Consider the following 15,662-nt stretch of genomic DNA (forward strand, 5'->3'; position numbering starts at 1 on the left):
TAAAGGAATATATGGGACTCAGAAAAATCAATACATTAGGAATTGAACAAGCTAACAAAGTCATGCATATGGCAGCCATTGCTTATAACTTGAAGAAGTACCTGAAATTTGTTACAAAAACAGCAAAAAGTGGAGCAAAATCACTTGCTCTAGTCATTTTTAAAATAAAGTCACTATTTGGCAACTGTAACTGGATTTTAAGAACTCTAAATTTTAGGATTCCATAACAAGTATCGAAAGAAAGATATCCTTAAAAGAGCTGAAAATTAGTCGATTTTTGTAAAATTATTGACTTGTGCAACGGTTACCATTGTTAGCAAACGTTTTTTATATTTTTTGAATTAGGTTTAATGTCATATTAACATATATCTTTAATTCTTCGTCATTGATTAAATCTCCCCATGGATTGGTTGGGTCACTATGATGAAAGGATTTGGAATAATCATTAATGTCAATTAATTCATCTAAAACTGGTTTTAGCCTATACATCTCATCTGTCTCAGAAGATTCTCTAATTTTCTTGATAGCATCTCCTAACCATTCATTATGTTTAATGTGCGTGAAAAACTTAATTCTGATTATACCTTCAATTATTGGACGAATACACCTAATAACATCTCTTTTCTGAAGATTTGAATCAACTCCATTTTCGATATAGTTTTTTAAGATACTAATATCTTTAAATATTCCTGAAAGGGTTTCTTCCTCTATATCTTGTTTTGTAATGACACTTGAATCTTTTGATTTAACTATTTTTAGATTCAGTACATTCTTGCTACCAAACCTACTGCTCAAAGTTTTTGCGAAATTAATATCATGTATTAATACAATAATTTGATTACATTTTTCTCCAAGTCTTTTTAAATGATTTATTGTAGCATTTCTTCTTGCGTAGTCAAAACTTGAAATAGGGTCGTCAAAAATGATTATTTTTTTTCAAGATTACCAGAGATATTTAGTTTAGCTAAGAAAAATGAAAATGCTAAGGCGCTTTTATCCCCTTCGCTTAGTGTATATTTTACCGAAGAGTAGGGTTTTTTATCCCTTTCAAAGCCAACGCTGAAGCCACTAACATTAAGGTAGTAAGAGAGAAGTTGTTTTCCATGTCTGTTGTTGCCTGTAAATTTTTTTATTTGTAGATATGGTGTAAAAAAAAGTAATTGCTTATTAATTTCTTCAATATGCTTACTGAATATATCTTTCGTGGATTCTCCAATCTTTTTGTTCAGTTCTCTTATTTTAAGGCCTCTTTTTTTTACTTCCTCTTTGATGAAATTTAATTGAATTTTTATTTCAGAAATATCATCATCTGTAAGTTCATTCTTTTTAAATTTCAATTTATTATTTAATGATTTTCTTTTTTTTTGAAATGTTTTTTGTTCTTGAATTAAACTGAGAGCTTCTTTTTTTAATTTAATGCCTTGTTCTCCAACAACTATTTCAAATAAGTTAGACCTGCTTGAATCAGGTAAAAGAGAACCTGTTATTAAGTTATCTTCAACGTAGTGAATATCGAAAACCTCAATATTTTTGTTGGATTTATTCCATTTCCCATCTTTGAATTGAATAATTCCTTCATCACTTAATATTTTAATTTTTTGTTCTTCTTCTGTTCCGAATGTTTGTTTCTTTTTTATTAGGTCATTGTTACCTCGCAAAGACTTTAGAATTAAAGATAGAGTAGTCTTTCCATTTCCATTATTTCCGTAAATGACAGTGTTCTTGGATAATTCACTAAATGTATTATCGGCATTATAATTTTTATATCTACCAACATTTTTGATTTGAATTATCTTTTTTATCATTTTTGTTAATGTTTGCTAACGTTAAATATATGGCAAGTTGGGCAGAAAATAAGCAATTATTTTCGGTTAAGCCACAAGCCAAATCTTTTGCATTTTGTTTTATTTTTTCTCTTTTAATACCAAATCAAAAGATTTGGCGACTTCGCAAATAGACAACAACCTTTCGGTTAAACACTAATGGCCCTATTTGTTATATATAGTGTTGTAGGTAGTACTTTATTTTAAGTTCTGTTTAATGTCAAGCAAATTAATTCATAAGAATTTTTAATTTTTTTGAAATTATTTTCACTTAATGTTAAGCTACTTGCTTTCTTTATATGATTACCAGGATGAACCAAATTCCTAATATTTCTTATAAAATGACATATATTCTCAGTTGAAAAAACAAACTTTTCTGTCTCAATATTTGGTAGCCAATTACATTTTTTAGATACTTCTATTAAAGCGTTTAAATTCCAATCAGTTGGTTTATTAGACTTAATATTTATTTTTTCTTTATTAGATTTAATTTCTCGGACAACAGCTTTAACTTTATCTAGGTTTTCTAAACACTTTATTATCATTTTTGTTTCAATTATAGAACCAAGCAATATACTGGCTGATAAAAATGCTTTCGCACTTTCACTTAAATCAGCTTCTTTTTTATATATTTTATTTAATTCGGTAAGTCTATCAGTTTCATCTTTTACAAAAACTGATTTTCGACCGATTTCAACAATCTCTTTGAATATTTTTTTTTCATTTAAAAAAGATGCTAATGCTTTTGCCGAAGCAAATTCTCTGAATAATTTTTCGATTTTATTATCTAGTACTTTTTCGTATTGTTCATTTAGGATTTGATATTCAGATGGTGCTTCGTCTATTAACCAATACTCATCAGACTTAAGATTGTGTTTTTCTTTAACTTTATCTATTTCATCTTCTATTGGTTGTAATTCTGAATTGTAATGTCCTTTAGAAAACCTTGACTCAAACATCAGACCTTCAATAGCGTGGTTTTGGTAATAGAAAAACTCATTTATCGATATTTTAGAAGATTGGTATAGTGATTCAGATATTTTTAAAAATAATTTTGCTCGTTTTTCAACATTGTCAAAATTATTAAAATCTATTTTGTCTATTTTTTTTAATTCTTCAGCAAGTTTTTCTGTTTCTATCGAGTTCTCGGCTTCTATTGTGAAATTATCTAATATGTCAAGAAATATTTCATTACTAGATAAATCTTCCATTTTATAAAGGTGTTTTCTGTGCTTGTGTTGTATTACCTACAACGTGATTGTGTATGGTTAGTTGCGTGGTTAAGCAACTAATTTAGCAAATAAATCACAGATAGAATATTCCGCAGGAATGTTCGTAAGTCGGCAGTGACCAAGCAATTAATTATACACGGTGTTGGCATTTCGTTTTTATTTATTCGTGTTATTATAGAACTCCGCTTGATTCCATTTATATTCAGTTGTTCCATCTCCTTGACCGAGAATTGCTGAAAAGCTTATAATATCTCCAGTTCCGACTTTTACGTTCTTAATCTTAAGATTATTAAATCCAATAAATTGCACTTGTAAATCATATTCAGATGCAGGAATCGTAAATTGAAATTCACCTTTCGAGTCAGATGTAGTTCCGATTAAAGAGTCAGTTTTTAAGTCTCTTACCCAAACATTCGTAAAAGCAAAATTATCGGTCAGAGTATCATTTTTATTAATCGACTTTGCATAAATTTTTCCAGAAATACTGGCAAGAGTTGTGTCCGCAATTCCGATTCTTTTCAGTTCAATTATTTTGCTGTCTAATGTTATCAAATTCATATCTGAACCAAGTCCGCACACCACATAATTTTTTTTCGCACAGCTTATTAGTCCGATTAAAATTCCCAATGTTAAAATGATAGTTCTGATTTTCATAAATGAATGCCAACGGTATTGTATATGAAAAGTAGTGGGTTTTTACGCACTAAATTTTCGGTTTGTAATTGACAATAAATTTACAAAACCAACTTTAAATTAAGCACTTAAGCCACTATTTTTTATATACGGTGTTAGCCACTGGCTTTTTTCTTTAATTAATTCGGATTGCGCTAAAATAAGCCCAGGTGATAAAAAGAAATTGTAGAGGAATTCTAAACCACAAATAGGCTAGACCATTTCCGTCAAATGTTCCTTTTTGATAGTTTATATTATGTATTGAAGCATAAATATTGGCAGGTAACATTAACAAAAGAAAAATAATTAGAGTCCAACCTGATATGTATTTCAATCGAGGAATAAGAAGACCTATTGCAAGTAAAATTTCAAATATTCCAGTTAGATGAACAAATGTCTCTTTATAAGGAACAAAATTAGGTATCATCATCGACATTCCTTTTGTAAAAGCAAAATGCCCAATTGCTGTAAACAACAGCATTATTGACATTGCAATTCTTCCTAATAGAGCAAAATCATATTCCTTGTTTGTAATTTTTATAACAATCAAGGAAATTAGAAAACTTGATAAAAGTATGATTAATGGTTTCATATTTTAGAAATTAATGAGTTGCAAAGGTTAGTAATGATTGTCTTTTAAAAATTGACTTTGGTTAAGTAATGCGTTTTCTTATTAATTTCACTTCTTAACCAAAGTCAATTTATAACCTTCTAACTCATCATAGTTTTGTAGAATAATTTAAAATACAACACTATGAAAACATTTGCTAAAGTTTCAGGTATTGCTTACCTCTTAATTTTTATTTCTGGTTTTTATGCAAATTTTGCAATACTGGAATCTCTTATAGATTTAAATAGTAGTGAACAAACAACCTTGAATATTATTAATAATTCTATTCAATTTAGACAAGGGTTGATTGGGTTTTTAGTGATGCTGATTTCAGATATATTTTTGATATGGGCCTTATTTAAAATTACAAAACCAACTCAAAAAGTATTGTCATATATCGCTTCTATTTTCAGAGGGTTACACGCCTTATTTTTTATAATTGCTTTAGCTAAATTAATTGAGGTTTATAAAATTACATCTCAAGCAATAAATTCGGAAGAATTACAAAATAGTGTCATTTATTTACTATCTAATTTCGATAAGCTTTGGACGATTGGACTGCTCTTTTTTGGTATCCATTTGCTATTACTTGGTTTATTAGCTATAAAATCAAGTTATATACCTAAAATCATAGGATTTCTATTAATTCTTGCTGCTTTTGGATATGCTATTGATGGATTCTCCAAATTATATTTAGCCAGTTACAGAGATTATAAATCTTATTTAGAAACAATTGTGGTTTTAACTGGTGTAATAGGTGAATTATCTTTCACGATTTGGTTATTGGTTAAAGGTTTTTCACGAAAAACCTTTAGTGTATGATATCTTTAAATAATTATGTAAAAAGACGAAACGGTGTTCCACTTGGACATAAGAATTCTTTATGGAATATGCTAAAAAGGTCTTTAGGTGCAAATTCTTTTGATTTGTTTTGGGTACATTGGAATCCTATATGGAACTATTACCTCAATAAACATATCTATAAACCATTAAAAAAAATATGTTATCCGTATTTAGCTGTAGTCTTAACTTTTTGTTTTTCAGGTTTTATACACGATTTGGTTGGTCTCATTATATACAAAAAACTATCTTTTTTCTTCTCACTTTGGTTTTTTATTATGAGTGCGATAGTTGTAATTTCAAAGCATCAAAACATTAAATATTCAAAATACTCAAGTATTACAATTTATATAATTAACCTATTAATAATTTTAGGAAGCTTATATCTTGCAAGATACTGTTATATTTAACTTATTAATATTCAAAATACTATCTTTTTAGAACTCGCTTCCTTATCCTACTTAAGGATTCTGGTTTCACACCAATGTAACTTGCTAAATAATAAAGTGGAACTCTATTTAAAAGTTTTGGTTTATCATTTAGTAAACTTAAATATCGTTGCTCGGGTGAAGAAATTAAATAATCAGCTAGAGAATCTTGTTGTTTTCCTAAATTCTCTTCAACAGAAGTTCTACATAAAGTTTCATATTTGGGTACTTTTTCAATGAGTTCCTTTTCTTTATTCTTATTCAAAATTGCAAGCCGACAATCTTCTATACATTCAAAATAGTGTTTTGCAGGTGTTTTTTGATGCAGACTAGTAAAAGAAGCAATTGATGTGCCTTCTTCGTAAAAGTTAGTCGTTACTTCATTACCATCAATGATATAATACTTGCGAACTAATCCAGATAAATTTTGATAGGACTCTTTTGATATTTGCCCTTCTCTTAACAGTATTGTGCCTTTCTCAAAAGGCTTAATTGGAATACAATCTTCAACTATTTTTGCTTCTTCATCAGAAATTTCTATTGCTTGCCTAATAAGTTCTACTATTTCACTAAACATCGTACAATTAATATTATCTCAGTTTTTTTTCAGCTTGTGGCTAACGATAAGAATAAGTTGCGTTTTAATGCAAATTTATTCTATTGTTATATATATGTTTATTTGCGTTCTTAATAGAACTAAATTACAACTTAAATTTAAGCAAAAAAACAGGTGTTTAAAAAAGAGCCGAAATGAGCATCAAAAACCGTTTGAAATAGTAAAAAAAATGCGATTTATGTTTGTATAAGGCGTGTCTTTTTTTACTATTTACAATGTTAGATTTTATAGTTTTTTTATAAGGAGTTGATTTTGTGAAATAAATCAACTACCTTAATTGAAGTTTTTGAGTACATTAACAATGTTTGAAAGAACTGTCTTTCACAGTGTAACTGACAAAAACTTAAATGAAAATCTGTACGATTTTAAAAACTACATAAAATCATTCCAATAATCTCTTTTTCTAACGGATGTCTCCGATTCTTTTTTGAATTATATATTACGTCTCTTGTATGTTGCGTTTGCCTGCTGAAGGCGGCATATGTAATATACAAATTGTTGTAAGTAGTTTTTATTTCTCTTTTATAAAGTCAATCATTACGTTATCCTTAATTTCAATTTCCATTTTCCTCCAAACTTTCTTTTTAGATTTTCTGGTTTCGATCAAATCAAAAGAAATTTTATTAGATTCAAACTTAGTGTTTTCAAAGTTTTTTCGAACAGATCCCGTCAACATCAAGTCTTGCATTTGAGATATGAATTTTTGAAGTTCGGATTTCGATTCAAACTTTTTACCAAAAAACTTAGAGAAAAAGTCATTCATTGATCGGTCAAACCAAATTGGTGGAATTAATTCTAATTCAGATGTTTTATTGTTGAAAATTACCAAACAGTCAGCATCTTCTATATGATAGCCTAAATAATTGGTTAATGTTACTTGATAAATATTTGAGCCATTTAGATATTTTTTTATAATACTTTTATCAATTTCCTTAATATTAGCAATTTCTTCATAAAAAGCCCAAACATTGTCTCCTACTATTGAATCGTTAGGGAATTTGGTATTTAATTCGGATTTAAGCTTCGAAAAGTCCTGTCCGAATGCACAATATTGAATTCCAATTAGAAGTATTAATATTTTTTTCAAAAGCTTTTTCGAATTACTTACAACGGTCTAGTATAAGAAAAGTAGAGCAGTTGTAAGCGATACTTTTCGGATTAAGCTAAAGCCGAATTTTTAAATTTTGTTAATTATCTTTTCTCTTTTTAATTATACCAAATTTAAAAATTTGGCGACTTGGCAAATACACACAGACCTTTCGATTAAGTACTTCTTGCCCTATTTTTTTTATACATTGTTGGCAACTGGCTTTTCGCTTGTTTCTAACTGGTCAAAATATAGTTGAAAATGTCCATTTGGTCTTGTTAATCGAAACGTAAAATCTTCAATTTTCCATTTACGACCTATCCATTCGTCTTGTTTAAATTCCACTTCTTTTATTTCTCCCAAATTATCTATATCGTCTCCCAATATACTATTTAATTCTTTGTATAGTCTTTGAATTTCCATTGAGTAAGCACGATGATTACTAGGTCCATTTTGACTTAATAATATAATTGAACTACTATTGTCATTTGGTAATAAAACCATTATTTTATTAAAGAAACCAAAGAAAAAGAAAGGAACAAAGTAAGTCCGTAAAACAGCATCGTCCATAATTTCCTCATAATATTCTTCCGATTTAATTATTTCAAAGGGTATTCTGAAATTTAAAATAGGGTTATTTATTTGAAGATAGTTTTTATAGTATTCAACAAATTCAGATGGCTTTAAGACTATAGTATTAATGTTTAATTTCTTGTAGATAGCTTTTGTTTTCAGAAATGATTTATTATCATTAATTACATAGAAATTACAAGTTGAAGCAAAAGCTGAATGAAATGCATCTTCTGTTGTGTTTTTAAATGTCTCTTTTCTCCCTTTACCAATATTGATTTTATCTTCTTGAAAGCCGTGCATATCAAGTAAAATGTATTCGTTGGTAATTTCGTTAAACCATTCAGGCGCATTTTTTGTATTATCAATATATTGGTCAGGTGCAACACCTAACTTTTTATATTTATCATCAATAATTTTATATGGATTTTTTGAATTGTAAATTCTATCTCGATTAATACCAGTTCCACTTTGAACTGTTTTCCTTAAATCTTTATAACTATCAGATTCATTCAAGTTTAAGTTCATTTTACTGAAACTTTGAAAAAAACCTTCCATAGTTGGGTTTTTACTTAATCCAGGAAACATCTGTTCCATCTGTTTGGCACTTTCAGGATTTTCAAATGCTTGTTTAAATGATTCCTCTAGTGGGATTGCTTTTAGTAGACTAATCAGGGCTTTTCCAATTGGTTTGGTCAATTCGTCTTGTTCAAAGACGTTCATTAATCCGTCTAAACTGATATCTTTAAATAAATCCTTCTCGTCAATTCTCTGTTGAAAAAGTTCTTCTGGTGGATAGAAATCTAAAACAACCTCTTTGCCCGTATTCATTAGGCACTTGTTTTTTGTGATTTCAGAAATGAAACTTAAATCAGATTTGATATAATTATTTTGTTCTTCTGTGTCTTTAAAACTTGAGAAAATATCTCCAATGTGTGATGTGGAAAATGGGATAAACAGTTTGTCATTATCAGATATTATTTCTTTTAGCTCGCTGTGCTTTCCATTTTTAATTTGTGACAAAACGTTCCAATCGAAATAAATTTTAATCATATGCAGAATGTTTCTTTAGCTTGTTGCCAACGGCTCAGTGTATGAAACGTAGCGTGTTAAAAGGTACTATATTTTGGGTTTATCACTGAGCCAATTTTTTTATATTTTGATTTAACTTCTTAGATTTAAAAGCCAAATTAAAAATTTGGCGGACTTTATAAATATACAAAACCTTTAGGTTAAGCACTTATTAGCTATGTTTTATACACCGTGTTACCATACGTATTTTTCTACAATGTCCCACCATCAGGCCAATTTTTCCAATGATTATTTGGCTTTTTAGTCGGTTTATAAAATTCCTTTTGTCCAGTTTCTAAAACCTTTGCTATTTGCTTAAAAGTTTCATTTTTGCTCGGAAGTTCCGAATCAGCACAGTCAGGGTGATTCCATTCCGTTAGTTCTATAATCTTTGGTAAGTCAGTAGGTATTCGGTCTCTGATTTCTTTTTCAGTTGCTTCAAAATCTTTATTGTATTCAGGTTCTAAACCTCTTAAAAACTCCCAAATGAAAATTTTATCTTCCTCTTCAAGTTCAATTCCTTTTGTAAGATAAAATTCTCGATTATGATTAATTATAATTTCGTTTTCTCTTAACATCATACTTTTGGCATCTGGATTTAAACTTTCAAGATATTCCTCATCGAAAGTTGAGAAATCAGAACTATTATCTGTAATGTTTAAGAAATTTGAATTGTCAGTTCCAGGATTGGTATTAATGCAGTTTCCAAAAATGTGCAAACAATTACTAATCCCGTCGTGTCCACCACCACGATAGTTAAATCCGAATACTTCGATTATTAAAACCCAACGTTTTTCGTCTCGATATCCAATCAATTTAGAATGAATAGGGTAAACATATCCATTATCCAACATTGGAAATGTATAATCCTCAGCACACTGGTCTAGTTGCTTTAAGATATCTTTCGATGAATATTCCTGTTTTTTATTAAATCCGAAGATGTTCATTTGGTATGTATGGTAACGGTCTCGGCTATGAGTAGTTGCGCGGGTTTGCACGAAACTTTGCAAGTACACACCAAGTTGTAAATTCCGCAGAAATTTCCAAAGTAGGCGAGAACAAGCAATTACTTATAGCCATTGTTGTGTGTAGTTATTTTGTCAATATTTTAATCATTCCGTCTTTTCCTCTATTTCCGAATAATTTGATTGATTCTGATATCCGAATGTAATCAATTTGTTTTATTCTCAAAGTGTCAACAGTTTGAGATAATTTTCCTTTTTCGTAGAAAACAACATCAAAATCAACAGTTAGTAATGGGTTTCTACCAAGCTGACTATTATTTATTTTATCAGTCATAAATTCAGAGAACTTATATGTTTTATTTCCGTCTCTTACAGAATAGTAATTTGGTTTTGAAATAGTAAAACCATTATCCGAAATCAATTTCCACATTTTTTCAGACCAATTTCCAGAGTCCCATAATTCAATTTTGTCATTAATGGTTTTTGTCAAATAAGCATTATTTTCAGTGTTCTGAGAAAGTAAATCCGATAAAACATAAAAGTCAAATGCAAACTCCACTTTTTCTAATTTTTCTTTGAAAAGGTCATTGTAGATTGATAAGTCAACGTTTTCTTTTTGCAATTGATATATAAAATTCCAAAGGTCAGAACCACCAAATTCATTTAAGTTCTCACGTACAAATTCCTGCTTTTTTCTATCTGATTTTTTATTAAAGTTTTCAAATGTCGTTTTACAACTTAAACAACAAAGAAGAAAAAATATGATAAAAACCTTAGATTTCATTGGCTTGTTTTAATTACACACAACGTATGTATATACCGAATTCGGTATATTTCTATTATAACCAAACCTATTTTTTTTCGTAATTTAGTTATGTTTAAAACTACAACTTTCTTACTCAAAGTCAAAATCATCCAAAGGGTTTTTAATATTTTCAATACCTGTTTGCGTAATATGTGTATAGATTTCGGTTGTTTTTGAATTTTGATGACCTAATATGTATTGTATGTATCGCAAGCTGATGCCTTTTTCTAATAAATGAGTTGCAAAACTATGTCTGAGTGTATGAGGAGTTACATTTTTTGTAAGACCTGCTTCGTTACAATATTTCTTTATAAATTTTTGAATACTTGATGCTGTATATTTCCCTCCTTTTTGTCCTTCAATTAGATATTGTTCTGGAGCATATTTTTTAGTATAAATTTCTATGAGTTTCTTAGTTCTTTCGGCTAAAGTCACATAACGATCTTTTTTTCCTCTGCCTGCTATAATATGTATTTTATTTTCTTCTAAATAAATAGATGATAATTTTAAGTTTATGAGTTCACTAATTCTGAGACCACAACTGTAAATTACAGTTAAAATAGTTTTGTGTTTTAAGTTAGAAACTGACTTAAGTAATTGAATGGTCTCTTTTTGTGATAGTACAATCGGTAAAGGCTTACTTTTTTTTGGGCGATCTATAAAATAAGTTTGTTGTTTTCCTCCTAATACCTTTTCATAATAAAACTTTATGGCATTAATCATTTGATTTTGATATGATTCACTAATTTCCCTTTCTTGAACTAAATAGCGCATGTATGCTCTAATCATTTCATTAGTAATTTCCTGAGGCTGATAAGCATAGTGATATGTAAAAAAAATTGATAGAAAACTTATGTAAATTTTGATAGTTGATTCACTGTAACGTAATGCTTTTAATTTATCAATTACAATATCAGGACAATCTCTATGGTGTTCTGTTAATAGTTTAGTTTTATATGGCTTCTTAGCTCTTTTTTCTCTCTTATCAATGTAATTGATCTTGTATTGTTTTTTTAGTATTGACTCCAATGCATCAGTATTAGTTTCTGTAAAGGGAATTGTCCAATGTTTATAATCTGAATTATAATAGTAATAACTAAGTGATTTGATAAATTTAATCCCTTCCTGAGTAGGATGACAAGTGATGCGGAGTCTATTTCCTTTGAGAATGATGAATGTTACTTCTTTTTTTGGTTGTCTTGCAATGGACTTTAAGAAGGTTCTTGAAGCTTCATTTTTAGGAAATAGCCATTTTTTATACTTATGATACCATTTTGAATACGTATAAGTCTTGATAAGTTCAATTCTATTGTCTGTTTTATCAATTTCAACTGCATACCAATACTCATTTCTATAAAAAATATCCGTTACTTTCATTAAAACTTCCTGTTATTACTCCAAATACTAGGAATATACGGAGGTTTTGTTTCTTTAATTGAGTATAATTCATGAGCGTTGAAAAGATTTTATAAACGTTGTTTCTAGTTATTAACATCGTTCAAATTTTTGTTCATCTATAAATAAACCGATAGACATCAAATCTTCCATCAAAAAGTTCGATTTTAGAAATTTTGACTTGAAGTAAACATAAGCTTTACTTTTCATATTGCCTTTTAGCAATTTTAAGCTGTTTTATCATAATTTCGATCATAGGAATTTTATTTTCTTTAAATCGCTCCCAAAGCTCATAAAATGAAACAATCACATCGGCTAGGTGTGGTTGGTTTTCTTTTGTGGGCGTATTATAGGTTGGTTTTGTTTTTCGTCCATTAACTAGAATCAACATTTTTTTCTGTTTCTTATTTTTATCTTTCGTGACGATTGTAGAATCTAGGTTGATGATATCACGTACATGATAATGTTTGTAAAGCCAGTTTAAAAATGCTCTTTTGTATTTTATTCTACCTTGTTCATCAAATTCGATATGTGTATTTAATACGATAACCGCTTTACCATTATCTTTCATTGTCATAAGCGCAAGTGCTGTAGTTAATTCTTGAACCTGATGAATACCAGCCATGAAATACGCATTGTCAAAATACTGTTTAATAACATCTAACATTTTAGTTTTAACTATATTTAATTAAAATCATGTCAAGGAAATTTTTAAACTTATGTATACAATCGAATAATAACTTCTAGCTTACTAAGAAGAAATGTTTTTGCATCAATGAATATTGTTTATCATGTAATAGTCGGCACATTGATTTCTATATATTTACTTTGTGTAACAACAAATGAAATTCCCTTTAGTAATAATCAAAAAAAAAGCCCTCATTAGAGGACTTTCAGAATTCATATTCTTTGGACTATATTGAGTCTTCCAAAATATCCAGATTATTTATTCCAGACTGAATCTTAACTTTTTGATCTAATAATACATTTCTTAAACTAATTGGTAATATTCCTTTATTCAAAATCTCGTTGTATTCTTCCAAAGCTGATTCTTCTCCTCGTATCGCTTCCTCTATCATTGATTCTGCATCATTTATAGAAAGGAGTGCTTTAAAATCCATCCATCCCCTATGAATAGTTCCAGTAAAAGTTCCATCTACATCATTAAAATCACAACCGCATTTTGTCATTTCGTCTTTCAATTCTGAAATAAAGTGTTGCTTTTCGGTTGCTCTTGCAGAAAAATAATTTTTTAATCTTACATTGTCAGTATTCTCTTTTGCAGTATTGAAACCTTTTTGTGCGTCAATGGTTTTCTCTAAGATTTCTCGTAAGTTGTCATTATAAGCATTTTCTTTTTTCATGGTTCTGTTTTTTAAAATTGTTATTGATATACGTAAAATTACTTTGAATGCAGAGTTGTTTTTAGCTTAATAAATAATAAAATTGACTCTATTAGTATAATAATTGAGTATTGATTCTAACATCGATGAATCATAAAAAAATAACATTTTTCACCTATCTGATCGAGCTACAATAACTATTAAATGAGTTAAAGTAGAGTTGTGAGATTATATAATTTTATAATTAATAATCAATAAATATATAATCATGAAAATACAAGCATATTTAGCATTTAAGGGAAATTGTCAAGAAGCTCTAAATTTTTACAGTAATTTATTCGATGCTCAGGTCATCAATAGAATTACCTATGAAGATAAAAAAATGGATGTTCCTGCTTCTTACAGAAAAAATCTTCAACACGCAGAATTAAAAGGAAAAGGAATTCATTTTATGGCGTATGATGCTTCTCCAGATACACCTTTAAATCACGGGAATCAGGTGCATATGAGTATTGATTGTGATAATTTATCTCAATCAGAAACTGTTTTTGATTCACTTTCGAGTGATGGAATCGTACATCATGATTTCAGAGAAAGAGAATGGGGGCATTATGGTAGATGTACGGATAAATTCGGCATAAGCTGGATGGTTAATTTTACGGAATAAAACAGTTTATATAAATATATATAAAGTCTGACATAGATACATGTTAGACTTTTTTTGATAAAAGATATATAGAATTCCCAAGCAATCAACACAAAAATGTAAAATGGATACGATCTTACTCTGGTTTAAAAACGACTTACGACTGCACGATAACGAAGCGTTACAAAAAGCAATCGAAACAGGTAAAAATATAATTCCTGTATATATATTCGATACGGAACGCTATCGCAATTTGGATCTAGGTTTTCCCAAAACTGATCAAGTAGGATTTGATTTCATAAAGCAATCGGTAGAAAATTTAAGAGAAAATTTGAAATCTATTTCAGGGAATTTACTAGTTAGGACTGGAAACGCAGTTGAAATAATTCCGAAACTTGCACAATCATTGCAATGTAATGAAATCTATGCAGAGCAAGAATTTGCAACCGAAGAGTGCCAACTTCTGAAAAACATCAGAAATTAGTTAGCTAATCAATGTGAGTTTCATTTATATTGTGGAAGAACACTGTATCACTTGAATGATATTCCATATAGTATTGACAAAATTCCGCTGACCTCAAAAGCTTATCGAATAAATACTACTAAAAATACAGAAGTTCGTAAAACAATACCAACACCTGATTATATTAAAATTGATACCAATGAAAGTATAGATTGGGGAGAACTGCCAAATCTAGAAGATTTAGGATTTACTTCTGAAAAAAATTTTGAGAGAACCTTTATGCTAGGTGGCGAAACCGAAGCATTAAAAAGATTAAATTCATATCTTTTTGAAACTCAACAACTGACCTCATATCGTTGGACACGGAATCGATCTTTAGGAATGGATTATAGCTCGAAATTTTCTCCATACATGGCATTGGGATGCTTATCGCCACGAACTATATACGAAGCTGTAAAACAATATGAAAATATAATTAAAAAAAACCAAAGTACTTGGTGGATGATATTCGAAGTTGTTTGGCGTGATTATTTTACATTTAAGTTAATGCGGATGCAAAATGCCGTTTATCAAACGGAAGGTTATTCAAAAAAGAAATTGGAATTTGAAAATGATAACAAATTATTTAAAAGATGGTGTAATGGTACAACTGGAATTCCATTCATAGATGCGCATATGCGCCAATTAAACCAAACAGGATTTATGAGTAATCGGGGACGTGTAAATTGTGCTAGTTTCTTGATACATGACTACAAAATTGATTGGACTTGGGGAGCATCATATTTTGAATCTAAGCTCATCGATTATGATGTTGCTTCAAATTGGATGAATTGGCACGTGCAAGCATATGAAATTTGGTATACAAATCCCATTAATCAAGCAAACAAATACAAAGCACAAGAATTTATTAGAAAATGGATACCTGAAATTAAAAATTTAAACGATATGCAGGTACTTATTCCTTGGGAATTCAAAGATCACTCGTACGATAAGCCCATAGAAATATTCAAAAAATGGACTAGAGCAATCAATAAAATTAAAAAGGAGAATTAATAGATCATTTTCCTAGTATACATGCGCTATAAGATTATTCTAT

The 15,662-nt window shown here is 29.2% G+C and carries 17 protein-coding genes and 1 pseudogene; 5 read left to right on the forward strand and 13 right to left on the reverse strand.

The features are described from left to right. A pseudogene (locus AA089_RS25605) lies at positions 1-227 on the forward strand (hypothetical protein); the annotation flags it as partial. A gap of 100 nt (positions 228-327) precedes the next feature. Here AA089_RS25605 and AA089_RS20595 read toward each other — a convergent pair. The 5 genes from AA089_RS20595 to AA089_RS20615 form a co-directional block, all read right to left on the reverse strand. Then, entirely contained in the window at positions 328-795 is a 468-nt protein-coding gene (locus AA089_RS20595) for a hypothetical protein (protein WP_046758901.1), read from the reverse strand. 131 nt (positions 796-926) lie between these two features. Then, positions 927-1,805 carry a hypothetical protein gene (locus tag AA089_RS20600; protein WP_046758902.1) on the reverse strand — a complete coding sequence of 293 codons (879 nt, stop codon included), beginning with the start codon at positions 1,803-1,805 and terminating at the stop codon, positions 927-929. Positions 1,806-2,026: 221 nt separating this feature from the next. Continuing rightward, a complete protein-coding gene (locus AA089_RS20605; RefSeq protein ID WP_046758903.1) occupies positions 2,027-3,034 on the reverse strand; it encodes a hypothetical protein in 1,008 nt (335 codons plus the stop codon). 177 nt (positions 3,035-3,211) lie between these two features. Next, complete coding sequence (locus AA089_RS20610; protein ID WP_046758904.1) at positions 3,212-3,613, reverse strand: carboxypeptidase-like regulatory domain-containing protein; 402 nt, start codon at positions 3,611-3,613, stop codon at positions 3,212-3,214. A 250-nt stretch (positions 3,614-3,863) separates the two neighbouring features. Next, positions 3,864-4,319 (reverse strand): DoxX family protein, encoded by a 456-nt coding sequence (locus tag AA089_RS20615; protein ID WP_046758905.1) that lies wholly within the window; start codon positions 4,317-4,319, stop codon positions 3,864-3,866. A gap of 162 nt (positions 4,320-4,481) precedes the next feature. Between AA089_RS20615 and AA089_RS20620 the strand changes: the two genes are divergently transcribed. Continuing rightward, on the forward strand, positions 4,482-5,159 hold the full coding sequence (locus AA089_RS20620; RefSeq protein ID WP_046758906.1) for a DUF4386 domain-containing protein: 678 nt from the start codon (positions 4,482-4,484) through the stop codon (positions 5,157-5,159). 447 nt (positions 5,160-5,606) lie between these two features. On the opposite strand, the gene AA089_RS20630 is transcribed toward AA089_RS20620, so the two are convergent. From AA089_RS20630 to AA089_RS20665, 8 genes are all read right to left on the reverse strand, one after another. After that, entirely contained in the window at positions 5,607-6,182 is a 576-nt protein-coding gene (locus tag AA089_RS20630) for a Crp/Fnr family transcriptional regulator (RefSeq protein ID WP_046758908.1), read from the reverse strand. A 550-nt stretch (positions 6,183-6,732) separates the two neighbouring features. Then, the gene (locus tag AA089_RS20635) at positions 6,733-7,308 is read right to left on the reverse strand and encodes a hypothetical protein (RefSeq protein ID WP_046758909.1); all 576 of its coding nucleotides are present in this window, start codon (positions 7,306-7,308) and stop codon (positions 6,733-6,735) included. A 201-nt stretch (positions 7,309-7,509) separates the two neighbouring features. Continuing rightward, positions 7,510-8,931, reverse strand: coding sequence for a hypothetical protein (locus tag AA089_RS20640; RefSeq protein ID WP_046758910.1), 1,422 nt, complete (start codon positions 8,929-8,931; stop codon positions 7,510-7,512). 230 nt (positions 8,932-9,161) lie between these two features. Then, a complete protein-coding gene (locus tag AA089_RS20645) occupies positions 9,162-9,896 on the reverse strand; it encodes a DUF7003 family protein (protein WP_046758911.1) in 735 nt (244 codons plus the stop codon). A gap of 145 nt (positions 9,897-10,041) precedes the next feature. Further along, complete coding sequence (locus AA089_RS25025; protein WP_046758912.1) at positions 10,042-10,698, reverse strand: hypothetical protein; 657 nt, start codon at positions 10,696-10,698, stop codon at positions 10,042-10,044. 111 nt (positions 10,699-10,809) lie between these two features. Next, on the reverse strand, positions 10,810-12,096 hold the full coding sequence (gene xerA / locus AA089_RS20655) for a site-specific tyrosine recombinase/integron integrase (protein ID WP_082113394.1): 1,287 nt from the start codon (positions 12,094-12,096) through the stop codon (positions 10,810-10,812). A 217-nt stretch (positions 12,097-12,313) separates the two neighbouring features. After that, a complete protein-coding gene (locus tag AA089_RS20660) occupies positions 12,314-12,781 on the reverse strand; it encodes a hypothetical protein (RefSeq protein WP_046758913.1) in 468 nt (155 codons plus the stop codon). A 247-nt stretch (positions 12,782-13,028) separates the two neighbouring features. Next, positions 13,029-13,478 (reverse strand): ferritin-like domain-containing protein, encoded by a 450-nt coding sequence (locus AA089_RS20665; protein WP_046758914.1) that lies wholly within the window; start codon positions 13,476-13,478, stop codon positions 13,029-13,031. A 247-nt stretch (positions 13,479-13,725) separates the two neighbouring features. Between AA089_RS20665 and AA089_RS20670 the strand changes: the two genes are divergently transcribed. From AA089_RS20670 to AA089_RS20675, 3 genes are all read left to right on the forward strand, one after another. Beyond that, positions 13,726-14,124, forward strand: coding sequence for a VOC family protein (locus AA089_RS20670; RefSeq protein WP_046758915.1), 399 nt, complete (start codon positions 13,726-13,728; stop codon positions 14,122-14,124). Positions 14,125-14,227: 103 nt separating this feature from the next. Then, a complete protein-coding gene (locus AA089_RS25610) occupies positions 14,228-14,587 on the forward strand; it encodes a deoxyribodipyrimidine photo-lyase (protein WP_241480019.1) in 360 nt (119 codons plus the stop codon). 51 nt (positions 14,588-14,638) lie between these two features. Further along, positions 14,639-15,619: an FAD-binding domain-containing protein gene (locus tag AA089_RS20675; RefSeq protein ID WP_241480020.1), complete on the forward strand. Its 981-nt coding sequence runs from the start codon at positions 14,639-14,641 to the stop codon at positions 15,617-15,619. The last annotated feature ends 43 nt before the right edge of the window (positions 15,620-15,662 follow it).

This window comes from Kordia jejudonensis, from assembly GCF_001005315.1.
GTDB classification, from domain to species: Bacteria; Bacteroidota; Bacteroidia; order Flavobacteriales; family Flavobacteriaceae; genus Kordia; species Kordia jejudonensis.